This is a genomic window from Pseudomonas sp. ES3-33 (assembly GCF_000952175.1).
Classification (GTDB): domain Bacteria; phylum Pseudomonadota; class Gammaproteobacteria; order Pseudomonadales; family Pseudomonadaceae; genus Aquipseudomonas; species Aquipseudomonas gregormendelii.
On the sequence record NZ_JZRI01000103.1, the window covers coordinates 26,584 to 50,034 of the forward strand.

At 60.9% G+C, this 23,451-nt stretch carries 17 protein-coding genes; 7 read left to right on the forward strand and 10 right to left on the reverse strand.

The window, feature by feature from the left end:
* Positions 1-2: 2 nt before the first annotated feature.
* From UB23_RS17555 to UB23_RS17565, 3 genes are all read right to left on the reverse strand, one after another.
* Entirely contained in the window at positions 3-1,274 is a 1,272-nt protein-coding gene (locus UB23_RS17555; protein WP_045060573.1) for an OmpP1/FadL family transporter, read from the reverse strand.
* 146 nt (positions 1,275-1,420) lie between these two features.
* Complete coding sequence (locus UB23_RS17560) at positions 1,421-1,903, reverse strand: hypothetical protein (protein ID WP_045060574.1); 483 nt, start codon at positions 1,901-1,903, stop codon at positions 1,421-1,423.
* A gap of 275 nt (positions 1,904-2,178) precedes the next feature.
* The gene (locus UB23_RS17565) at positions 2,179-2,403 is read right to left on the reverse strand and encodes a hypothetical protein (protein ID WP_008031832.1); all 225 of its coding nucleotides are present in this window, start codon (positions 2,401-2,403) and stop codon (positions 2,179-2,181) included.
* A gap of 983 nt (positions 2,404-3,386) precedes the next feature.
* On the opposite strand from UB23_RS17565, the gene UB23_RS17570 reads away from it, so the two are divergent.
* Together UB23_RS17570 and rmuC are read left to right on the forward strand one after the other, a co-directional pair.
* Positions 3,387-3,710, forward strand: a complete 324-nt coding sequence (locus tag UB23_RS17570; RefSeq protein WP_082069201.1) for a hypothetical protein — start codon at positions 3,387-3,389, stop codon at positions 3,708-3,710.
* Positions 3,711-3,885: 175 nt separating this feature from the next.
* Positions 3,886-5,250 carry a DNA recombination protein RmuC gene (gene rmuC, locus UB23_RS17575; protein WP_163019378.1) on the forward strand — a complete coding sequence of 455 codons (1,365 nt, stop codon included), beginning with the start codon at positions 3,886-3,888 and terminating at the stop codon, positions 5,248-5,250.
* A gap of 104 nt (positions 5,251-5,354) precedes the next feature.
* On the opposite strand, the gene UB23_RS17580 is transcribed toward rmuC, so the two are convergent.
* Entirely contained in the window at positions 5,355-8,825 is a 3,471-nt protein-coding gene (locus UB23_RS17580; protein WP_045060577.1) for a hybrid sensor histidine kinase/response regulator, read from the reverse strand.
* Between the two features lie 128 nt (positions 8,826-8,953).
* Positions 8,954-9,493 (reverse strand): TetR/AcrR family transcriptional regulator, encoded by a 540-nt coding sequence (locus tag UB23_RS17585; RefSeq protein ID WP_045060578.1) that lies wholly within the window; start codon positions 9,491-9,493, stop codon positions 8,954-8,956.
* 91 nt (positions 9,494-9,584) lie between these two features.
* Between UB23_RS17585 and UB23_RS17590 the strand changes: the two genes are divergently transcribed.
* The 3 genes from UB23_RS17590 (at position 9,585) to UB23_RS17600 (ending at position 14,012) form a co-directional block, all read left to right on the forward strand.
* Positions 9,585-10,775 carry an MFS transporter gene (locus tag UB23_RS17590; protein ID WP_045060579.1) on the forward strand — a complete coding sequence of 397 codons (1,191 nt, stop codon included), beginning with the start codon at positions 9,585-9,587 and terminating at the stop codon, positions 10,773-10,775.
* A 113-nt stretch (positions 10,776-10,888) separates the two neighbouring features.
* A complete protein-coding gene (locus UB23_RS17595) occupies positions 10,889-12,025 on the forward strand; it encodes a TDT family transporter (protein ID WP_045060580.1) in 1,137 nt (378 codons plus the stop codon).
* A gap of 112 nt (positions 12,026-12,137) precedes the next feature.
* Positions 12,138-14,012 (forward strand): MFS transporter, encoded by a 1,875-nt coding sequence (locus tag UB23_RS17600; RefSeq protein ID WP_045060581.1) that lies wholly within the window; start codon positions 12,138-12,140, stop codon positions 14,010-14,012.
* A 44-nt stretch (positions 14,013-14,056) separates the two neighbouring features.
* On the opposite strand, the gene UB23_RS17605 is transcribed toward UB23_RS17600, so the two are convergent.
* The 5 genes from UB23_RS17605 to UB23_RS17625 all read right to left on the reverse strand — a co-directional run bounded on the left by UB23_RS17605 (position 14,057) and on the right by UB23_RS17625 (position 18,973).
* Positions 14,057-14,983, reverse strand: a complete 927-nt coding sequence (locus UB23_RS17605) for a GGDEF domain-containing protein (RefSeq protein ID WP_045060582.1) — start codon at positions 14,981-14,983, stop codon at positions 14,057-14,059.
* A gap of 374 nt (positions 14,984-15,357) precedes the next feature.
* On the reverse strand, positions 15,358-16,098 hold the full coding sequence (locus UB23_RS17610; RefSeq protein WP_045060583.1) for a YciK family oxidoreductase: 741 nt from the start codon (positions 16,096-16,098) through the stop codon (positions 15,358-15,360).
* Positions 16,099-16,206: 108 nt separating this feature from the next.
* Complete coding sequence (gene mupP / locus UB23_RS17615; RefSeq protein ID WP_045060584.1) at positions 16,207-16,878, reverse strand: N-acetylmuramic acid 6-phosphate phosphatase MupP; 672 nt, start codon at positions 16,876-16,878, stop codon at positions 16,207-16,209.
* A gap of 4 nt (positions 16,879-16,882) precedes the next feature.
* Complete coding sequence (gene ubiG, locus UB23_RS17620) at positions 16,883-17,581, reverse strand: bifunctional 2-polyprenyl-6-hydroxyphenol methylase/3-demethylubiquinol 3-O-methyltransferase UbiG (protein WP_045060585.1); 699 nt, start codon at positions 17,579-17,581, stop codon at positions 16,883-16,885.
* Between the two features lie 57 nt (positions 17,582-17,638).
* Positions 17,639-18,973, reverse strand: a complete 1,335-nt coding sequence (locus UB23_RS17625; RefSeq protein ID WP_045060586.1) for a TRZ/ATZ family hydrolase — start codon at positions 18,971-18,973, stop codon at positions 17,639-17,641.
* 107 nt (positions 18,974-19,080) lie between these two features.
* On the opposite strand from UB23_RS17625, the gene mtnA reads away from it, so the two are divergent.
* Both mtnA and gyrA read left to right on the forward strand, forming a co-directional pair.
* Positions 19,081-20,157 (forward strand): S-methyl-5-thioribose-1-phosphate isomerase, encoded by a 1,077-nt coding sequence (mtnA, locus tag UB23_RS17630; protein ID WP_045060587.1) that lies wholly within the window; start codon positions 19,081-19,083, stop codon positions 20,155-20,157.
* A gap of 588 nt (positions 20,158-20,745) precedes the next feature.
* Positions 20,746-23,403 carry a DNA gyrase subunit A gene (gyrA, locus tag UB23_RS17635; RefSeq protein WP_045060588.1) on the forward strand — a complete coding sequence of 886 codons (2,658 nt, stop codon included), beginning with the start codon at positions 20,746-20,748 and terminating at the stop codon, positions 23,401-23,403.
* Positions 23,404-23,451 lie beyond the last annotated feature (48 nt).

Below are 23,451 nucleotides of genomic sequence, written 5' to 3' on the forward strand. Positions count from 1 at the left end.
CATCAGAAGCGGTAGGTCGCGCCTACACCGAAACCATTCGCCCAGTTTTGATACTTGGCGTTGTAGCTCTGGCCGCGGTCGTTGCTGTTGTTGACCTTGACTGCTTCTTCACGCAGGTACGAATACGCCACGTCGATGGTCAGGTCGTCGGTCGGGCTCCAGCCGGCGCCCAGGCTGAAAATCTTGCGATCGCCAGTCGGAATGCGTGGGGAGCGGTCGACGTTGTTGGTCGGCGACTGGTCGAAGGACAGGCCGGTGCGCAGGACCCATTGCTTGTTAAGCTGGTAGGACGCGCCGATGGCGTGAGCCCAGGTGTCGTGCCAGTTCTGCTCTTCGGTGATGCTGCCGAATTGGCCATTGAGCACCCCGGGTACACCGCTGTTTTCCACGGTGATTTCTTTCAGGCGGCTCCAGCGAGTCCAGGTGCTGCCGGCGTACAGGGTCCACTGGTCATCAAGCTGATGGGTCACCGAGAAGTCGACCGACTCAGGCGTCGTCAGGTCCAGGGACGCGTCGTACTTCTGGCTCGGGTTCTGGCCGATCAGGCCCAGGACGTTGTAGTTGACCTTGGTGTTGCCTTCGAGCTTGTACTTCACTTTCGAGTGGTAGGTCAGGCCCATGCGGGTGCTGTCGGTGGCTTGTACCAGCACGCCGATGTTGTAGCCCAGCGCGGTGTCGTCACCCTTGATCTTGACTTCGCCATCGCCGGCGGCCTGGGTGATCGACAGGTTCGATTCCAGTTTGCCGTCGATGCGGTTGATGGTCGGACCGAAGCCGATCGACACCTTGTCGTTGAAGGCGTAGCTGACGGTCGGTTGCAGGGTCACGACTTTAACGTCGCTCTTGCTGCCGAAGTAGCGACCGCCGAAGTTGCTCTCGTAGTCGGTCACCAGGCCGAAGGGTGCGTAGACGCCTACGCCCACTGCCCACTTGTCATCGATCGGCTTGACGTAGTAGCCCATCGGCACAGCGATGAACGGGACCATGTCACCGTGGTTGGTGCCGCCGTTCGGGCTGGAGCTGGCGCGGCTGATATCGGTGTGTGCGTCGAGCATTGCAGCGCCGCCGGTGACTTGTTCGCGCTTGATGCGCGACATGCCGGCAGGGTTGCCAAAAATGGTGCTTGCGTCATCGGCAGAGGAAGATCGCCCGGCAAAACCTGTACCCATCCCGCTGATACTTTGTTCGTTGATGGCAAAGCCAGCTGCAAAGATCTGGGTGGATGCCAAGGTAACGGCGAGGCTAAGGGTGGTTTTGAGCATTACTTTTTTCATTATTAGAACTCCTGGTGATCACCGGGGCGAAAATTACCAACATTTTCGTCCCAGCGCTATAGGCTGTAATGCTTGAGTTAGAGCGGTTTTGTAGGACAATCAGACCGGATTCGCCGCGAGTTGGGCGATTTTGTGAAGTGGGTGGATCAGCAGGCGACCTGATTCAGCGTTGAAACACAGGTATGCCAGGCGTAGGTGAAATCACGGAGGCGGCCTTGGGGCTGGAAGGTCTGGCGCCAGATGCGGGCCATCCCTAGCAGATCATCGGCTTCGGGGAGCGAGGTGTTTTGTTCTTCTACCAGCAGCCAGGCGATGGCGGTGGCGTAACGCAGGTTGACGGTCAATTCCAGATGCGGGCTGCTGAGGAATGCATGCTGGCTCGCCAGGCCCCGCACCAGGCTGGCACGCTCCGGGTCCAGGGCCAGGTAATGATCCCATAGCGCCTGGTGGCGCGGTTCGGCGATACGGTACAGGCCGTGGCCACGGCGGTCGTGCAGGGCGGAACCAAGGGCTGACTGGCTGGCGGCGATACCCAGCAGCAGGGATTCGGCAGTTGCGCTGTGGCGTCCGAGGTAGAGCAAGGTCGGACGGATCACATAGCGGCACAGTTCGCTGGCAGCGATACCCATAAAGCCCTCGGAGCGGAAGTGGTCGGCGATACCTGAAAGGGGGCCTTGGCAGCGATGGATCGGTTCAGGCTCGCCGGAAGCGGATCAAGCCGCTTGAGTTGAAGTGTAGTGTCATATTCGCGACGTAAAGGCCTGTTTTTAAAATATTTCCGCCGGCCAGTTATAACCGTTATATCGGTTGGTGCTTAAGCTTTGGCGGCTGGAAGGGAAATATCAGGCAATAAAAAGCCCCGCGTTTTAAGCGAGGCTTTTGATGTTTCAGTCTTTCTGGCGTATCAGGCAACCAGTGCCTGACGGGTACGCTCGATCACGGCCTGCAGCGGTTCGGCGCTGGAGTACTGATCGGGGTAGAGGCGTTCGCTGTGACGAGCGATGCCGTGTTCGTTGACCAGAGTGAAGCTGAAGCAGCCTTTGCGAGCGGCCATGATCAGGCAGTTCATTGGTGCAAAAGCGTTGGTTAGGGTGCGGATAGCATCCTGGGTGTGGATTTGAGTAGTCATTATTGGGTGTTCCTACAAGCGACACGGATAAGAGCCGTGCAAAATTAAAACGTTCCAGTGACGACGACCACCGTTGGTCGACCGAAGAACCCGACTGGAACAAAGCAGCCAGTTTGAAGCGCTGATAATTGGCGCGCTTGGGCTGGCAGGTAGGTACTTAGGAGGGCAGGCAACACATCAAGGGCAAAGGTTCTGGGCCCGGGGTGAAGATCCTGATCAATTTGCAGGCTGGTTCGGTCAGAGTAAGTGGGCCTGGCAATACCCTTTGCTTTCGATCAAAGGCTGTATTGACGCAAGGTTTACCTGGAAACCATCGAGGTAGTCGGTCCCGCTTGTTCGGATGGGCTTCGTTTATGAAGGCTGTCCGGGGGGATTTGTTCGACCAGAATTGACTTTCAGCTTGGTACTAACGCCGTAGATACTAACAAAACGATTTTGGTAATGGAAGGGGTATAAGCAAAGAAACCTTTGTGATCACAATCGAACGAGTTTTTCAGGTATGGCCGTTGGTCGGGTGCGCTGTCCAGTAGCACAGAATCCGACCGCTGGTTGAGCACGCAGGCTTGGCCCCAGACCGGTCTGGATCAAGGGTTGTGAACGAGTAATCAACAGGTTCGTAGCGCAAAATGCGCCGAAAAAGCGCATTGATATAACCGTCGCGAAGGTACTTGTGCACATTAGTTGCGCACGCTGTCACGGCACTGTCATCTGACTCGCAAGCGCAGTGGGTGCCTGTAACCAAAATTTAAGTCAATGAAAAACATCGCTTTTTTTTACTGGTGAAAAAATCGTCAGTTTGACTGCGAGCCCCATTCCACAGGGGTTTGCGAGAGTTCAAGGCAGGTTGTCCACTGAGTTATCCACAGCTTCTGTGGATTGTCCCGAGCGCTTGCTCTAGGACGGGCGTGCCGGGTTTTTTAAGCTTTACCTGTAGGAAAAAAAGAGTAGAGTGGCGCGCCTTCCGATCTGCCCTACAGTGTTTTATGAAGTTTCGTTCAGTATCAGTTTCCGTAACCTCTTCACCCACCGCCGCTGTCCCTCCCAAACGCTTTTCCATGCGTGTGGCCGAGTGGCTTCTGGACAGCCCGCGCCTGGGCGACAACCCGAACGTGAAACACCTCGCCGGACGTCTGCTCAAGCAGCCGGCACGGGAAGGCGTGGTGGCAGCGCAAAGCCGCCTCGGCCAGCTGATGTGTCGTGAGTGCGGCAATGCCCGCGATCGCCGCATCGGCCAGGACCTGCTGCGCCAGGCGGCGCGGGCAGGGGATCGGCGCGCACAGCGGGAACTGGGGCTGGTCGAAGACTGAGCTGTCCAAGACCTGACGCCTTGGTTAACCTTCAAGCTTTATCTCATCGGCAGGAGCGGCTATGGCTATGGACTTGACCAGCATTTTGCTTGGTCTTGCGGGGGCTGCCCTGCCGTTGTTGGTACTCGCCTGGCAATTGCAGCGCCGCGCCAGCGTGACGCAGGCGCAAGTGGCATTGCTGCAGGAGCGGCTGGCGATGTCCCTGCTGGCGCAGGATGGCCTGAACGCCCAGCTGGAAACCAGCCGAGATGAAATCGCTGACCTCAGTCAGATCAACACGTCCAGGCAGGCCGAGCTGGCCGCACTGCGCCGCGAAGTCGAACTGTTGCAGGTCGAGCGCGACGACGCCCGGGACGCCGCGCATGCCTGGAACATCGAGCGCGCTGGCAAAGAGGCTGAGCTGCGCCGTCTCGACGCCCAGGCCGCTTCCCTGCATGCCGAGCTGCGCGAACAACAGGAAAGCCATCAGCAACGGCTCAGCGACCTCCAGGGCTCGCGGGATGAGTTGCGTGCCCAGTTCGCCGAACTGGCTGGCAAGATCTTCGATGAGCGCGAGCAGCGGTTCGCCGAGACCAGCCAGCAGCGCCTGGGCCAGTTGCTGGATCCGCTGAAAGAGCGCATCCAGTCATTCGAAAAGCGTGTCGAAGAAAGTTACCAGGCTGAGGCGCGGGAGCGTTTCTCGCTGGCCAAGGAACTGGAGCGCCTGCAGCAGTTGAACCTGCGGTTGAGCGACGAAGCCACCAACCTGACCCGCGCACTCAAAGGGCAGAAAACCCAGGGCAACTGGGGTGAGCTGATCCTTGAGCGGGTGTTGGAACACGCGGGCCTGGAGAAGGGCCGCGAGTACCAGACTCAGGTCACGCTCAAAGGTCCCGACGGCGAGCGGTTCCAGCCGGACGTCATCATCTATTTGCCGGGCGACAAGCAGGTGGTGGTCGACTCCAAGGTCAGCCTGACGGCTTACCAGCAGTACGTGGCGGCTGATGATGAGGCCATCGGCCAGATCGCCCTCAAGCAACATGTGCTGTCCCTGCGCACCCATGTCAAAGGCTTGTCCGGCAAGGACTACAAGCGTCTCGACGGCTTGCACAGCCTGGATTTCGTGTTGCTGTTCGTGCCGATCGAAGCGGCGTTCTCGGCGGCGCTGCAGGCGGAGCCGACGTTGTTCCAGGAAGCATTCGACCGCAACATCGTGATCGTCAGCCCGACCACCTTGCTGGCGACTCTGCGGGTGATCGACAGCCTGTGGAAACAGGAGCGCCAGAGCCAGAACGCGCGGGAAATCGCCGAGCGGGCCGGTTGGCTGTATGACAAGTTCGTGTTGTTCATCCAGGACCTGGACGAGGTCGGCAATCGCCTGCAACAGTTGGACAAGGCCTACAGCTCGGCGCGCAACAAGCTGACAGAGGGCCGGGGCAACCTGGTCAGTCGCAGTGAGCAGCTGAAGTTGCTGGGCGCGCGGGCGAGCAAGAGCCTGCCGGCGGATCTGCTGGAGCGGGCGATGACGGATGTGGATGGTTTGGCGGAGTTGCCGGAGTAGAAGCCCCAGAATCAAAAGATCGTCCGAACGCGGCCCGAGCCTTCGGCAGCTCCTACATCGGATGGTGTACAGCCCTGTAGGAGCTGCCGAAGGCTGCGATCTTTTTAAAGCGGCAAATGCTTGCTCAACAACGCCCTCAGCGCCGCCGGCTTAACCGGTTTGGCCAGGTAACCAAGCCCTGCCGCATGCACCTGGGCGACCATCTCCGGCCGACCATCGGCACTGATCACCACTCCCGGCACCGGCTCACCCAGGCGAGTGCGTAGCCAGGCCATCAATTCGGTGCCGGTTTCGCCGTCGTCCAGGTGGTAATCGACCAGCGCCAGTTGCGGGCGCATCCCCTCGCTGAGCAGGGCCGCGCACTCATCGCGATTGCGCGCAGTCCACACCTGGCAGCCCCAGCGAGTCAGCAGGCTGTTCATGCCGATAAGGATACTGTCCTCGTTGTCGACGCAGAGCACCTGAGCACCACTCAACAATTTGCCGTTGAGCTCGGCAGTCTTGACCGGCAACGCCGCCTGCGCCCGGGCCAAAGGCACGCACACGCTGAACACACTGCCACGCCCGGGCCGTGAGCGGACTTGCAGGCGATGGCCTAAAACCCGACACAGGCCGTCGGCAATCGCCAGGCCCAGGCCCAGGCCTTTCTCGGCGCGAGTCTGATGACTGTCGAGGCGTTTGAATTCTTCGAAAATGACCTTCTGCTTGTCCTCGGCAATGCCCGGCCCGCGATCCCAGACCTCCAGCCACACCTCGCCCTGGCGTCGCCGGACGCCCAGCAGCACCGGGCCTTTGGCGTAACGGAAAGCGTTGGTAAGGAAATTCTGCAAAATGCGCCGCAGCAATTTGATGTCGCTTTCGACCCGCAACTTGCTGCCGCGCACGCGGAATTTCAGGCCCTGGTCCCTGGCGAGCGCCTTGAACTCCGCACCCAGCACATCGAACAGCTCATTGAGCTCGAACGGCTTCGAATCGGGGTTGATCTTGCCGTTTTCCAGGCGGGAAATGTCCAGCAAGTCGCTGATCAGGTCTTCGGCAGAGCGCAACGAGGTGTCCAGGTGCTGTACCAGTTTTTGTGCTTCGCTGGACAGGCCGTCGTCCTGATGGGAGAGGGCGGCGGAGAACAGTCGGGCGGCGTTCAGCGGCTGCATCAGGTCGTGACTGACCGCCGCGAGGAAGCGGGTCTTGGACTGATTGGCAGACTCGGCGGTACCTTTGGCCTCGGTGAGGGCGACGTTGAGTTGCGACAGTTCGTGGGTGCGTTCGGTCACCCGGCGTTCCAGGCCTTCATTGGCTTCGGTCAGCGCCTGTTCGGCCTCACGGAACGCGGTGATGTCGGTGAAACTCATGACGAAGCCGCCACCGGGCATCGGGTTGCCGATCAGCTCGATCACCCGGCCATTCGGAAACAGCCGCTCGGACGTGTGGGCGCGGCCCTGGCGCATCCAGTGCAGGCGGCGGGCGACGTGCACTTCCGCTTCGCCCGGGCCACACAGGCCGCGCTCGGCGTTGTGCCGAATGATGTCGGCAATCGGCCGGCCGACGCTGATCAGGCCATCCGGGTAGTTGAACAGTTCGAGGTAGCGCCGGTTCCACGCCACCAGCTTCAGCGACTGGTCGACCACGCTGATACCCTGGGTGATGTTTTCGATCGCGCCTTGCAGCAACGCACGGTTGAATTGCAGGACTTCGGAGGCTTCGTCGGCGATTCGGACGACATCCTCGAGTTGCATCTCGCGGCCTTCGATCGCCGCTTTCACCACTGCGCGAGTAGACGAGGCACCCAGGACGCCCGCCAGCAAGCGCTCGGTGTGGGCGATCCACTCGCCGTCGGCATTCTGGTTCGGGTTGAAGCCTTTGCCCTGGCGATAGGCGAAGCGGATGAAACTCTGGCGGGCACGTTCCTCACCGACAAAGCGTGCAGCGAGCTGCAGCAGGTCGTCGATCTGCACCGCCAGCATCGAGCGAGCGCTTGGCCGGGCGCTGATTTCCTGGCCAATGAATCGACCGGCCTGCCAGTGTTCGGACACCCGTGTGCGCGACAGTACCGAGACCCAGGCGAATAGCGTGAAGTTGCCCACCAGCGACAGCACCACCCCTTGAGTCAGTGGGGTAATGGGCAGATTCAGCGGATTGCTCTGCAGCCAGCCCAGGCCGGGGAAGGTGCTCAGCGACCAGCCCAGGCTGTGCGCCGCAATCGGCAGCACCAGGGTGTAGAACCAGAGAAAGGTCCCGGCGGCCAGGCCGGCGAAAACGCCGCGGCGGTTGGCCTGCTTCCAGTAAAGTGCGCCCAGCATGGCGGGGGCCAGTTGGGTTACGGCGGCAAAAGCGATCTGGCCGATGGTCGCCAGGCTCGCGGTGGAGCCCAGCAGGCGATAGCTGACGTACGCCAGCAGCAGGATCACCACAATGCTGACCCGGCGCACCGACAGCATCCACTGGCGGAACACTTCGAACGGGCGCTCTGCATTGTTGCGCCGCAGCAACCATGGCAACAGCATGTCGTTGGAAACCATGGTCGACAGCGCGACACTCGCCACGATCACCATACCTGTCGCCGCGGAGGCACCGCCAATAAACGCCAGCAGCGCCAGGGCAGGGTGGGCCTGGGCCAGCGGCAGGCTGATGACGAACGAATCCGGCAGCACCGAGCTGGGCAACAGCATCTGCCCGGCCAGTGCGATCGGCACGACAAACAGCGCGGCCAGGGCCAGATAGGCCGGAAACACCCACTTGGCCAGGCGCAGATCCTGCGGGTCGATGTTTTCCACCACGGTCACGTGGAATTGCCGGGGCAGGCAGATGATCGCCATCATCGCCACCCCGGTCTGCACGATCATCGATGGCCAGTTGATCGTCTCCTTCCAGTACTGCTCCAGGCGCGGGGCCAGCATGGCCTGGTCAAACAGGTCTTCGAAACCGTCGTACAAACCATAAGTCACGAACGCACCCACCGCGAGGAAGGCGAACAGCTTGACCAGCGATTCAAAGGCAATGGCCAGCACCATGCCGCGGTGGTGTTCGGTGGCGTCCAGGTTGCGAGTGCCGAACACAATGGTGAACAGTGCCAGCACCAGTGACACGATCAGTGCCGTGTCCTGGGCCCGCACGCCCATCGCGTCGGCACCGGCGCCGATCAGCAGGTTTACGCCGAGCACGATGCCCTTGAGCTGCAGGGCGATGTAGGGCAATACCCCGACCAGGCAGATCAACGCCACCACTACCGCCAGGGATTGGGATTTGCCATAACGCGCGGCGATGAAGTCGGCAATGGAGGTGATGTTCTCCTGCTTGCTGATCATCACCATTTTCTGCAGCACCCACGGCGCGCACACCAGCAGCAGAATCGGCCCGAGGTAGATCGGCAGGAATGACCAGAGCTGTTCGGCGGCCTGTCCCACGGCGCCGAAGAACGTCCAGCTGGTGCAATACACCGCCAGCGACAGGCTATAGACCCAGGCACGCACCCGCGGCGGCAGCGGCGTGGCGCGACGGTCGCCGTAGAAGGCGATGGCAAACATGATGGCCATATAGGCCAGGGCGACGGCGGCGATCAGCCCGCTGGACAGCGACATGAGAACTCCAGGGCAAAGACATCCGGGACTCCATCCCGGTCAGACAGTCTCGCACGATGCAAGGGGTTCGTCAGTGTCGACCAAGGTCGTGGCGTGGCGGGGTGTCGCAGGACGTATGCATGGCCTTGTCACTGCCCCAGCGCAATATCAACCAACCGATGCAGCTCCTCCACCTCCAGCGCCGCCGCCGAAAACAGGATGCGAAACACGGTCGGTGCCGCCAGCAAATTGATCAGCCGATCAACGCTCGGCCCGGGCTGATCGGGGTAACGCTCCAGAATGGCCTGTAACTGGGCGCCGATGATCGCCACGCAATAACCCGGGGTCTGGCTGCACTGGACATCGCGCAGCATGTTGCTGCCCGGTTCGGAGCTCATCTCGTCCAGATATTGCTCGGCCCAGGCTCGCACGTCACCGCGCAGGCTGCCGGTGTTGGCCGGCTCGCCATCGGGCTGCATGCGTGCCAGGGCGACGTCGGCCAGTAACACGGACAGATCGCCCCAGCGCCGGTAAATGGTTGACGGCGTGACACCGGCGCGCGCAGCGATCTGCGGCACGGTCAGGGTCGAGCGTTGGTGTGTTTCCAGGAGTTCGCGGACCGCCGAATGAATCGACTCCTGCACCCGGGCGCTGCGGCCACCGGGGCGTAAACCTTCTTTAATAGCCATGCATCGGACCTTAACACAAAGAATTTGCTTTAAGCGCCAGCCAGCCGCACACTCCGCAAAAGCAAAATATTAGCTTTTGCGGAGATATAGCATGCCCGGTACAACGTCCAACCGTTCCAGCCTGTGGTTTCTGGCGTTCACCTTACTCAGTTTTCTCGCCGCTTCCACTGCGCCAACGCCGCTTTATCACCTGTATCAGGAGCATCTGCACTTTTCAGCGGCTACCTTGACCGTGATTTTCGGGGTCTACGCCATCAGTCTGCTCGTCGCGTTGCTCACGGTGGGGTCGCTATCGGATTTCCTCGGGCGCAAGCCGGTGATTTTTACCGCCGTGATGCTGAACATCCTCGCGATGCTGCTGTTTATCAATGCCGACTCGGTTGCCTGGCTGATTGCCGCCCGCGTCCTGCAGGGCTTCGCCACCGGCATGGCCACGGCGGTGTTGAGCGCCGCATTGCTGGATGCCAATCGACAGCAGGGGCCGCTGATCAACAGTGTTGCGCCGCTGCTGGGAATGGCAATGGGGGCAATGGGATGTGGCCTGCTGGCTGAGTTTGCGCCGCTGCCATTGCAGCTCACCTACTGGCTGTTGCTGGTGATGTTCGTGCTGCAGGCGCTGTATGTCTGGCGTTTGCCGGAAAGCGTCAGCCGGCAACCGGGCGCTTGGGCCTCGTTGCGACCGACCCTGCATGTACCGCCCCAGGCCCGGCGCACCTTGTGGATGGTGTTGCCGATCAACACAGCGGTCTGGGCCCTCGGTGGTTTCTACGCATCCCTGGCCCCTTCGCTGGTGCGCACCGCGACCGGCTCGACGTCGAACCTGATTGGCGGTGCGACGGTTGCGGCATTGACGGTGACCGGAGCGCTGATGATCTACTGCCTGCGCAACCGGCCAGGCGACAAGGTGCTGCAACTGGGCGCCACCCTGCTGCCAGCGGGCGTCGCGTTGATTCTGATCGCCGTGCACACTGCCAGCCTGTCGCTGTTCTTTGTCGGCACCCTGGTGGCAGGGTGCGGTTTTGGCGCGGGTTTTCTCGGCGCGGTGCGCAGCCTCGTACCGCTGGCCTTGCCCCACGAGCGGGCCGGTTTGATGTCGGCGTTCTATGTGCTCAGCTATCTGGCGTTCTGCCTGCCGGCGTTGCTGGCCGGCAGCCTGACTCGCACCTTTGGCCTAGTGGCCTCCACCGACGGCTATGGTGCGGTATTGATAGTCCTGGCGCTGGGGGCGTTGTTTACGCTGGTGCGCCAGCGGCCAGTGAAAGTGCGTAGCGAGGTCCGTTAACCGCTATGGTCTATATCTGCAAAACAGATAACAGTTAGAGATATTACCCGTTATATAGATATTCGATTCGGATCTACCATGAATTCCACCTCACCAGAGGACAGGAGTTCGCCATGACATGCACCACCCTCAAGCCCTTCACTCAGTTGCAGCACCCCCGCGAAGTCGTTCGCCAGTTCACGCCGAACTGGTTCGCCGCCACCATGGGCACCGGCGTATTGGCCCTGGCGCTGGCTCAGCTGCCATTTAACGTGCCGGGCCTGCGCGCTGCGGCCGAAGCGCTGTGGCTGTTCAATATCGGTTTGTTCGCGTTGTTCACCGTACTGTACGCGGCGCGCTGGACTTGGTTTTTTCACGAGGCGCGGCGCATCTTCGGGCATTCCACGGTATCGATGTTCTTCGGCACCATCCCCATGGGCCTGGCGACCATCATCAACGGCTTCCTGGTGTTCGGCCTGCCGCGCTGGGGTGAGGGCGTGATTCAACTGGCCGAGGCGCTGTGGTGGCTGGACGTGGCGATGGCGCTGGCGTGTGGGGTGTTGATTCCCTACATGATGTTCACCCGGCAAGAGCACAGCATCGACCAGATGACCGCCGTCTGGCTGTTGCCGGTGGTCGCGGCGGAAGTGGCCGCGGCCAGTGGTGGCTTGCTTGCACCGCATCTGGCCGACGCGCATTCGCAGCTGGTGGTGCTGGTGACCAGCTACGTACTCTGGGCCTTCTCCCTGCCAGTGGCCTTCAGCATCCTGACCATCCTGATGCTGCGCATGGCGCTGCATAAACTGCCTCACGAAAACATGGCCGCTTCGAGCTGGCTGGCGCTGGGCCCCATTGGCACCGGTGCGCTCGGCATGTTGCTGCTGGGCGGCGATGCGCCGGCGATCTTCGCGGCCAATGCAATGGCCGGTATCGGGGAAATAGCCGCCGGCCTGGGACTGATCGCCGGGATCACGCTGTGGGGGTTCGGCCTGTGGTGGATGCTGATTGCGCTGCTGATCACGGTGCGCTACCTGCGTGCGGGCATTCCATTCAACCTGGGCTGGTGGGGCTTCACCTTTCCCCTCGGCGTGTATGCCCTGGCCACCTTGAAACTGGCCAACGTCCTGAGCCTGATGTTCTTCAGCCTGTTCGGCTGCCTGCTGGTGGCCATGCTCGCGGTGATGTGGCTGATCGTCGGTAAACGCACGGTGCAAGGCGCGTGGCGCGGCGAGCTGTTCGTCTCACCTTGCATTGCAGGTTTAAGGAAATAAACGGCGAACACAGGTAATTTGTGGCCTGAAGCAGGATTTGTCATTCCAAGTACGGTATGCACTGGTTTAGACGCCACTCATTACCCAAAATCATCACGGGGACACACGGAAGATGAGTCATCCCTCACAGTTCACTTTGCTGCGCACCCGGCGTTTCCTGCCGTTTTTCGTGACACAGTCCCTCGGGGCATTCAACGACAACATATTCAAGCAGTCGCTGATCCTCGCCATCCTGTACAAGCTGACCATCGATGGCGATCGCTCGATCTGGGTCAATCTGTGTGCGTTGCTGTTTATCCTGCCGTTTTTCCTGTTCTCGGCGCTGGCCGGTCAGTTCGGCGAGAAGTTTGCCAAGGACGCGCTGATCCGCCTGATCAAGCTCGGGGAAATCGCCATCATGGCGGTCGGCGCGGTGGGTTTCATGTTCGACCACCTGTGGTTGATGCTGCTGGCGCTGTTTGCCATGGGCACTCACTCCGCGCTGTTTGGTCCGGTGAAATACTCGATCCTGCCCCAGGCCTTGCGCGATGAGGAGCTGGTGGGCGGCAACGGGCTAGTGGAAATGGGCACCTTCCTGGCGATTCTCGCGGGCACCATCGGCGCCGGCATCATGATGTCGTCCAGTCATTACGCACCGATTGTTTCCACCGCGATCATCGGCGTGGCCGTGCTCGGCTACCTCGCCAGTCGCAGCATTCCGCGTGCTGCCGCGTCATCCCCGCAGATGCGCCTGAACTGGAACATCTTCAGCCAGTCCTGGGCGACTTTGAAATTGGGCCTGGGGCAGACTCCGGCGGTGTCGCGTTCGATCGTCGGCAACTCGTGGTTCTGGTTTGTCGGCGCAATCTACCTGACGCAGATCCCGGCTTACGCCAAGGAATGGATGCACGGCGACGAGACCGTAGTGACGTTGATCCTGACGGTGTTTTCGGTGGGCATCGCGCTGGGCTCGATGCTGTGCGAGAAGCTCTCGGGGCGCAAAGTCGAGATCGGTCTGGTGCCGTTCGGCTCGTTTGGCCTGACGGTGTTCGGACTGTTGCTGTGGTGGCATTCCGGCGGGATTCCGGACAGCGTCACGGGCCACGGCTGGCTTGAAGTGCTGGGGTTCGCCCATACCTGGCGGGTGTTGATCGACATCCTGGGACTCGGCGTATTTGGCGGTTTTTACATCGTTCCGCTGTACGCGCTGATCCAGTCGCGCACGCCGGAGAACGAGCGGGCGCGGGTCATCGCTGCCAACAACATCCTCAACGCGCTGTTCATGGTGGTCTCGGCGATTGTCTCGATCGTTCTGCTGAGCATGGTCGAGCTGTCGATCCCGCAGCTGTTCCTGGTGGTGTCGCTGCTCAACATCGGCGTCAATGCCTACATCTTCAGCATTGTTCCCGAGTTCAGCATGCGCTTCATGATCTGGCTGCTCAGCCATTCCATGTACCGCGTCGAGCATCGCAACCTGGAGCAGATTCCTGATGAAGGCGCGGCATTGCTGGTGTGCAACCACGTATCCTTTGTTGACGCCTTGCTGATTGGCGGGGCGGTGCGCCGGCCGATTCGCTTTGTGATGTACTACAAGATCTACAACCTGCCGGTGCTCAATTTCATCTTTCGCACAGCCGGGACGATCCCGATCGCCGGGCGCCAGGAAGATATCCAGATCTACGAGAAGGCCTTCACGCGCATTGCTCAATACCTCAAGGAGGGTGAACTGGTGTGCATCTTTCCGGAAGGCAAGCTGACCGTCGATGGCGAAATCAACGAGTTCAGGGGCGGTTTGACGCGCATTCTCGAAGAAACACCGGTGCCGGTGATTCCGCTGGCGTTGCAGGGGTTATGGGGAAGTTTCTTCAGCCGCGATCCGGGCAAGGGATTATTTCGTCGATTGTGGTCGAGGGTGACCCTGGTGGCCGGGGCCGCAGTGCCCGTCGAGGACGCCGAGCCGGCCAAGCTGCAGAACCTGGTGGGCGAGCTGCGTGGTGCAGTGCGCTGAAACAGTCGCCGCGGGCCGCATCATCAGCGTGCCCGCAGGCGAACTCAGCCGGCCATGGCCAGCCGGTTACGGCCTTCGCGCTTGGCCACGTACAGCGCGCTATCGGCCCGGCGCAACAGGCTCTCGGCGGATTCGCCGGGCAGCAAGGTCGAACAGCCAAGGCTCACCGTCAATTCAATGGATTTACCGTCCGCCAGGTACTCCCTGGTCTGGGTGGCAAAACGCAGGCGCTCGCCGACCATGGCCGCCGCTTCACGGCCGGTGTTGGACAGCAGGATCAGAAACTCCTCGCCGCCATAGCGGAACACCATGTCCACATTGCGCAACTGGCCCTTGATCGAGGCAGCAACGGCCTTGAGCACTTCATCACCCGCGCTGTGCCCATGAGTGTCGTTGATGCACTTGAAGTGGTCGATGTCCAGCATCAATAGCGACAGCGGCTGCAAATGCCGGCGCGACATGTCGATCTCCCGCTGCAGCGTCTGGTCCATGGCGACACGGTTGCCGGTGTCCGTCAGCGGATCGCGCAAGGCGCTCTGCGTGGCCACTCGGTAGAGCAGGGCGTTGCGCATCGGAAACAGCAGTGCAGACAACAGTGATTCGAGGTTGCCCTGCTCCTGTTCGGTGAAGCGCTGATTGCGGCGGAACGTCAGCTCGCCCAGATGTTCGCCCTCATGGCTCAGGCTGTAGCTGATGGAGTGGTGGCCGCGCTGGCCGAATTCCAGGCGCAGGTCGCTGGCCTTGTGCTGGTAGCTCAAGGCGTCGAGTGGCACGAGTCGCTGGATCTCGCGGAAGAAGAGCCCGAGTATGCGCTGTGGTTCCAGGCTGGTTTGCAGTTGCAACACCAGCTGCTGGCGTACTTGCGCAAGACTGATGGGCCTTTCCAGAATCCGGGGCTGTTGACCAAAGCCCAGGCGTTGCAATTTGGCACTGTCGAAGTCAATTGCGTTGGTCTGGGAAGGTGATTTCATATTGCATGCGCCCCTGAGCAGTAAGACTGTCTTACAAGCTGGGTGAGAGCGGCTTGTGGGCTGCGCGTCATACTGATCCGTCAGTCCCGTAGGACATCTGTGCCAATTCTAGTCCGCTTTGCCGACGATTAGTAACCTATCGACTGGAGCCCTGCCCCTATCTGCTATCACTCGCGTGTCTGAGCAAAGTTAGAGCGAAACTCATGCCATTCGGTTCATTTGAATCAAAATTACTTTAAATCAACAGGTTATCTGCTGGCTAAGGCGTTTGGCCAGGAGTCGGTGACGGATGTTTGACTTAAATAAGGGTTAGTTGCGTCGCCTGACAGGTGCCGCGGCGAAAAGCCGGCGCGGCACGAAGGCGACGTGCGGTATTACTGGGCGTTAAAAGCCTGACCGTTGACCCCGGAACTGTCCGGGCCCATCAGGTACAGATAGACCGGCATGATCTCCTCGGGAGTCGGGTTGTTCAGCGGATTTTCCCCGGGGTAAGCCTGGGCGCGCATGCTGGTGCGGGTCGCGCCCGGGTTGATGCTGTTGGAGCGCACCGGCGCAACGGTATCGACCTCGTCGGCCAGCGTTTGCATCAGGCCTTCGGTGGCGAACTTGGACACACCGTAAGCGCCCCAGTACGCCCGGCCCTTGCGCCCGACGCTGCTGGAGGTGAACACCACCGAGGCGTCCTGGGACAGCTTGAGCAGCGGCAGCAGGGTGCTGGTGAGCATGAACATGGCATTGACGTTGACTTGCATGACGCGCATGAAGTTTTCGCCCGACAGCTGTTCGATCGGCGTACGCGGGCCAATGATCGAGGCGTTGTGCAGCAGGCCGTCGAGGTGGCCGAACTCGGTTTCGATCATCGCCGCCAGTTCATCGTATTGATGGGGCAGGGCGGTTTCGAGGTTGAACGGGATGACGGCCGGTTGCGGGTGGCCAGCGGCTTCGATCTCGTCGTAGACCTGGGTCAGATTGGCTTCGGTCTTGCCCAGCAGCAATACGGTGGCGCCGTGAGCGGCGTAGGTCTTGGCTGCGGCAGCGCCGATGCCACGGCCGGCACCGGTGACCAGGATGACCCGGCCGTTGAGCAGGTCGGGGGGGGCGGAATAATCAAACATGAGAACCTCGAACAAAAACCATTAGCGAGCCCAAAAGATCGCAGCCTGCGGCAGCTCCTACAGTGGTCGGCGTAGGAGCTGCCGAAGGCTGCGATCTTTTGACTTTAATCAGCAACTACACAAAGCGCTATCAAGCACCTTGCGCAACTCCAGCGGATGATCCACCACCACATCCGCACCCCAGTGCCGCGGGTTATCGTCCGGATGAATGTAGCCGTAGGTGACCGCCGCAGTGCGGGTCCCGGCATCACGGCCGGACTCGATATCGCGCAGGTCATCGCCCACGAACAGCACGCTGGCCGGGTCCAGGTCGAGCATCTTGCACGCAAGGATCAACGGCTCCGGGTCCGGCTTGCTGTTCTTCACATGATCCGGGCAGATCAGCAGTGCCGAACGCTCGGCCAGGCCCAACTGCTGCATGATCGGCTCGGCGAAGCGCACCGGTTTGTTGGTGACCACGCCCCAGATCAGGTTGGCTTTCTCGATGTCGGCCAGCAGTTCGCCCATGCCGTCGAACAGCTTGCTGTGCACCGCGCATCCCTTGAGGTAGCGCTCGAGGAATTCCAGGCGCAGCGCTTCGAAGCCGGGCGCCTCCGGGTCCATGGCAAAGGTCGCTGCGACCATCGCCTTGGCGCCACCGGAGATTTCGTCGCGGATGTACTTGTCATTGATGGCCGGCAGGCCGCGCTCGGCGAGCATGGACTGGCAAATGGCAATGAAGTCCGGCGCGGTGTCGAGCAGCGTGCCATCCATGTCGAAAAGGACCGCTCTGATACGCATCGGCTTACTCCTCGCGCAGGGTCTGGATCATGTAGTTGACGTCCACATCGGAGGCCAGTTTGTAGTGCTTGGTCAGCGGGTTGTAGGTCAGGCCGATGATGTCCTTGACCGTCAGGCCGGCCATGCGGCTCCAGGCACCCAGTTCCGAGGGACGAATGAATTTCTTGAAGTCATGGGTGCCGCGAGGCAGCAGCTTCATGATGTATTCGGCGCCGACGATGGCGAACAGGTAGGCCTTGGGATTGCGGTTGATGGTGGAGAAGAACACCTGGCCGCCGGGCTTGACCATGCGGTAGCAGGCGCGGATCACCGAGGACGGATCCGGTACGTGCTCGAGCATTTCCAGGCAGGTAACGACGTCGAACTGCTCGGGCATTTCTTCGGCCAGGGCTTCGGCAGTGATCTGCCGGTATTCGACGGTGACACCCGATTCCAGCTGGTGCAATTGAGCGACCGCCAGCGGGGCTTCGCCCATGTCGATGCCCATGACTGTCGCGCCGCGCTGGGCCATGGCCTCACTGAGAATGCCGCCGCCGCAACCGACGTCGAGGACTTTCTTGCCGGCCAGGTTGACGCGTTCGTCAATCCAGTTGACCCGCAGCGGGTTGATATCGTGCAGCGGCTTGAACTCGCTCTCGCGGTCCCACCAGCGATGGGCCAGGGCTTCGAATTTGGCGATTTCGGCGTAGTCGACGTTGCTCATGGTTCAATCCTCTAAAACTTGAAAAATCCTGTTGCCCCGGAATCTGTTCCGGGGGGCTTACGATTCGGTGCGGCCGCTGATGCGCTGGCCCCAGGCCTTGGCGGTGGCACACAGGTGCTCTTCGTCAAGGCGGGTCAGGCGACGGTCGTCGAGCAATTGCTTGCCGGCGACCCACAGGTGTTTCACGCAGTCGCGACCGGTGGCATATATAAGCTGCGAAACCGGGTCATACACGGGTTGTTGCGCCAGCCCGGACAGATCGAACGCCACGATGTCCGCCGCCTTGCCGACTTCCAGCGAACCCACTTCGGCATCGATCCCCAGCGCCCGGGCGCCGTTGAGCGTGGCCATGCGCAGCGCGCGATGGGCATCCAGGGCGGTGGCCGAGCCGGCGACGGCCTTGGCCAGCAACGCAGCGGTGCGGGTTTCGCCGAGCAGATCCAGGTCATTGTTGCTGGCGGCACCATCGGTACCCACGGCTACATTGACCCCGGCCTGCCATAAACGCTCCACCGGGCAGAATCCGCTGGCCAGCTTGAGGTTCGACTCCGGGCAGTGGATAACGTTGGTATTGCTTTCTACCAGCAGTTGCAGGTCTTCATCGCTGATCTGGGTCATGTGCACCGCCTGGAAGCGCGGCCCCAACAGTCCCAGGCGAGCGAGCCGGGCCAGCGGGCGTTCGCCGCGCTGTTCTACCGACTGCTGCACTTCAAAAGCTGTCTCATGCACGTGCATGTGAATGGAGGCATCCAGCTCTTCGGCGATCACGCGGATTTTCTCCAGGTTTTCGTCGCCCACCGTGTAGGGTGCATGGGGGCCGAAGGTGATCCTGATGCGCTCATGGTGCTTGAGATCGCCAAACAGCTCCACGCCCTGACGAATGGCTTCGTCCGCCGTGCTGGCGCCGGGAATGGGGAAGTCGAGGATCGGAATCGCGATTTGCGCTCGAATACCGCTGTTGTGCACGCGCTCGCTGGCAACCTTGGGGAAGAAGTACATGTCAGAGAAGCAGGTGATGCCGCCTTTGATCTGTTCGGCGATTGCCAGGTCGGTGCCGTCACGCACGAATTCTTCATCGACCCACTTGGCTTCGGCGGGCCAGATGTGGTTTTCCAGCCAGGTCATCAGGGGCAGGTCATCGGCCAGGCCACGGAACAGCGTCATGGCCGCATGGCCGTGGGCATTGATCAGGCCCGGGCTGAGCAGCATGTCCGGCAATTCCCGTACTTCGCGGGCCTCAAGCTTCAATGCCGCGCTGCGTGGGCCGATAAATACGATGCGCCCGTCGCGGATGCCGATGGCGTGCTCCTTGAGGACTACGCCAGCGGGTTCGACGGGTACCAGCCAGGTCGGCAGCAACAACAGGTCGAGCGCAGCGGCAGTGTTCGGCATCGAGGATCGGTTCCAGGGCTTTTGTAAATGATGGCGAAGTATACCCGAGCGTCTTGGCGGGGGGATCGCTATAATCGGCGGCTTTGTTTCTGAGTGCGGGGTGAATAATGCGCGATCGACTGTTGGCTGCGGAGAAAGTGAAGGCCATCGATTGGCGCGATGGCGCCCTGTACCTGCTGGATCAGCGTGTTCTGCCGTTCGAGGAAACCTGGATCGCCTATACCGATGCCGCCGGTGTCGCCGAGGCTATTCGCTCGATGGTGGTGCGTGGCGCTCCGGCGATTGGCATCAGTGCGGCCTATGGCATCGTGCTGGCGGCGCGCGCCCGTGTTGCCCAAGGCGGCGACTGGTATGCGGCGCTGGAAGTGGATTTTGCCCTGCTGGCCGACTCTCGACCTACTGCGGTCAACCTGTTCTGGGCCCTGGGGCGCATGCATGATCGGCTTGATCGCGTGAAGAGTCAGGCTGACCCGCTGGCGGCGCTGGAAGCTGAAGCCATTGCCATTCACGAAAGTGATCGCGAAGCCAACCTGACCATGGCACAACTGGGCGTGGACCTGATCCGCAAGCACCAGGGTAACGCCCAGGCGATCCTCACCCATTGCAACACCGGCGCGCTTGCCACTGGCGGGTTCGGCACGGCGCTGGGGGTGATCCGCGGTGCGTTCATCGAAGGCATGGTCGAGCGCGTTTATGCCGACGAAACCCGGCCGTGGCTGCAGGGTTCACGGCTGACGGCCTGGGAGCTGGCCAATGAAGGCATCCCGGTCACGGTCAACGCCGACTCCGCGGCAGCGCATATCATGAAGACCAAAGGCATTACCTGGGTCATCGTCGGCGCTGACCGGATCACGGCCAATGGCGATGTGGCGAACAAGATCGGCACCTATCAGCTGGCGGTCAATGCCATGCACCACGGCGTACGCTTCATGGTGGTGGCGCCGAGTTCGACCATCGACATGCAACTGGCGAGCGGCGACGACATTCCGATCGAGGAGCGTGACGGGCGCGAGTTGCTGGAAGTCGGCGGCAAGCGGGTCGGCGCGGATGTCGATGCGTTCAACCCGGTGTTTGACGTGACGCCTGCGGACCTGATCGATGCGATCGTGACCGAGAAGGGCATTGTCGAGCGTCCGGACACCGCGAAGATGGCGCAGTTGATGTGCCGCAAGCGTCTGCATTGATTATTAGTGGCGTTCCACGGGACGCCATCGCCAGCAGGCTGGCTCCCACAGGGTTTGTGATCGATTCGGATCAATGTGGGAGCCAGCCTGCTGGCGACTAGGGTCTGAAAGTCAGTAAGGCTGGCTCTTGCAGGGTTTGTGATCGATTCGGATCAATGTGGGAGCCAGCCTGCTGGCGACTAGGGTCTGAAAGTCAGTAAGGCTGGCTCTTGCAGGGTTTGTGATCGTTTCAGATCAATGTGGGAGCCAGCCTGCTGGCGATTAGGGTCTGAAAGTCAGTAAACCGTCGTAATTTGGCGCCTGATTCTGCATTTTCAGTAGCTCTGAGCCTCTCTCGTCCTCTTCAAGCCCGCCACCAGTCAACTAACTACACTCCATGCGCATCAAGGGGATAGGTGCGTGGCGGCTCTTGTGATAACATTCGGCGGTTTCCAAGGTAGCCCGATGCGGCTGTCTTTACTGCGCAGATCCATGCATAACTCGTGATTTGTCGTAAGTCGGTGCATGGCACTCAGCCTGCAGCGGCGAGCTTCGTTCGTCCCATATGGATGTGACGAGGTTTCACCAGAAAAAGGAATCAGGCTTCTCATGGGCGAACTGGCCAAAGAAATCCTCCCGGTCAATATCGAAGACGAGCTGAAGCAGTCCTACCTCGACTACGCAATGAGCGTAATTGTCGGGCGGGCACTGCCGGATGCGCGCGATGGCTTGAAGCCCGTGCACCGGCGTGTGCTGTTCGCGATGAGCGAGCTGGGCAACGACTTCAACAAGCCGTACAAGAAATCTGCCCGTGTTGTCGGTGACGTGATCGGTAAGTATCACCCGCACGGTGATACCGCGGTGTACGACACCATCGTTCGGATGGCGCAGCCATTCTCGCTGCGCTACCTGCTGGTAGACGGCCAGGGCAACTTCGGTTCGGTGGACGGCGATAACGCCGCAGCCATGCGATACACCGAAGTGCGCATGACCAAGCTGGCGCACGAGCTGCTGGCTGACCTGCACAAAGAAACCGTGGACTGGGTGCCGAACTACGACGGCACCGAAATGATCCCGGCGGTCATGCCGACCCGTATTCCCAACCTGCTGGTCAACGGCTCCAGCGGTATCGCCGTGGGCATGGCGACCAACATCCCGCCGCACAACCTCGGTGAAGTCATCGACGGTTGCCTGGCCCTCATCGACAACCCTGAGTTGACCATCGATGAGCTGATGCAATACATCCCGGGTCCGGACTTCCCGACCGCCGCGATCATCAACGGTCGCGCCGGCATCATCGAAGCCTACCGTACCGGTCGCGGGCGCATCTACATGCGTGCCCGCTCGACGATCGAAGACATCGACAAGGTCGGTGGTCGCCAGCAGATCGTCATCACCGAACTGCCCTACCAGCTGAACAAGGCCCGCCTGATCGAGAAGATCGCCGAGCTGGTCAAAGAGAAGAAGCTCGAAGGCATCACCGAACTGCGCGACGAGTCCGACAAGGACGGTATGCGCGTCGTGATCGAGTTGCGTCGCGGCGAAGTGCCTGAGGTGATCCTCAACAACCTCTACGCCCAGACCCAGCTGCAAGCAGTGTTCGGTATCAACATCGTCGCGCTGATCGACGGCCGTCCGCGGATCCTGAACCTCAAGGACCTGCTGGAAGCCTTCGTTCGTCACCGTCGCGAAGTCGTTACCCGTCGTACCGTGTTCGAGCTGCGTAAAGCCCGCGAACGCGGTCACATCCTGGAAGGTCAAGCGGTTGCCCTGTCGAACATCGACCCGGTCATCGCCCTGATCAAGGCTTCGCCAACACCATCGGAAGCCAAGGAAGCCCTGATCAAGACTGCGTGGGAATCTTCCGCCGTGGTTGCGATGGTCGAACGCGCCGGTGCTGATTCTTGCCGTCCAGAGACCCTGGACCCGCAATACGGTCTGCGCGAAGGCAAGTACTTCCTGTCGCCAGAGCAGGCGCAAGCCATCCTGGAACTGCGCCTGCACCGCCTGACCGGTCTGGAGCACGAGAAGCTGCTGGCTGAATACCAGGAGATTCTCAACCAGATCGGCGAGCTGATCCGCATCCTCAACAGCGCCACGCGCCTGATGGAAGTGATCCGCGAAGAGCTGGAAGTGATCCGCGCCGAATACGGCGACGTGCGTCGCACCGAAATCCTCGATGCCCGTCTCGACCTGACCCTGGGTGACATGATCCCGGAAGAAGAGCGCGTCGTGACCATCTCCCACGGTGGCTATGCCAAGACCCAGCCATTGGCTGCGTACCAGGCCCAGCGTCGTGGCGGTAAAGGCAAGTCGGCCACCGGCGTCAAGGATGAGGACTACATCGCTCACCTGCTGGTAGCCAACAGCCACACCACGCTGCTGCTGTTCTCCAGCAAAGGCAAGGTGTACTGGCTCAAAACCTACGAAATCCCGGAAGCGTCCCGCGCTGCCCGTGGTCGTCCGCTGGTCAACCTGCTGCCGCTGGACAGTGATGAATACATCACCACCATGCTGCCGGTCGAGGAATACACCGAAGGTCACTTCATCTTCATGGCGACTGCCAAAGGCACCGTGAAGAAGACCCCGCTGGAATCCTTCAGCCGCCAACGCAGCGTTGGCCTGATCGCGCTGGAGCTGGACGAAGGCGACGTATTGATCAGCGCCGCGATCACCGACGGCGAGCGTGAAGTCATGCTGTTCTCCGACGGCGGCAAGGTCACTCGCTTCAAGGAATCCGACGTACGTGCCATGGGCCGTACCGCCCGCGGCGTGCGCGGCATGCGCCTGCCAGAAGGGCAGAAGCTGATTTCGATGCTGATCCCTGAAGAAGGCAGCCAGATCCTCACCGCTTCGGCGCGTGGTTACGGCAAGCGCACGGCGATCTCCGAGTTCCCTGAGTACAAGCGTGGTGGTCAGGGCGTCATCGCCATGGTCAGCAACGATCGTAACGGCCGCCTGGTTGGCGCGGTTCAGGTGCTCGATGGCGAGGAGATCATGCTGATTTCCGACCAGGGCACCCTGGTTCGTACCCGAGTCGACGAAGTCTCCAGCCTGGGTCGTAACACCCAGGGCGTGACCCTGATCAAGCTGGCCAGCGACGAAACGCTGGTAGGCCTGGAGCGGGTCCAGGAGCCTTCGGAAGTCGAGGGCGAAGAACTGGAAGAAGGTGAAGAAGGTGCAGTGTTCGACGGTGAAGTCGTGATCGACGACGCTGGTGAAGACCAGCAACTCGACGCCGCAGCCGACGAAGAACCGCAGGAATAAGCGGACACACAGGGGGGCGGATGAAAATTCGCCCCCTTGTTGTTTCGC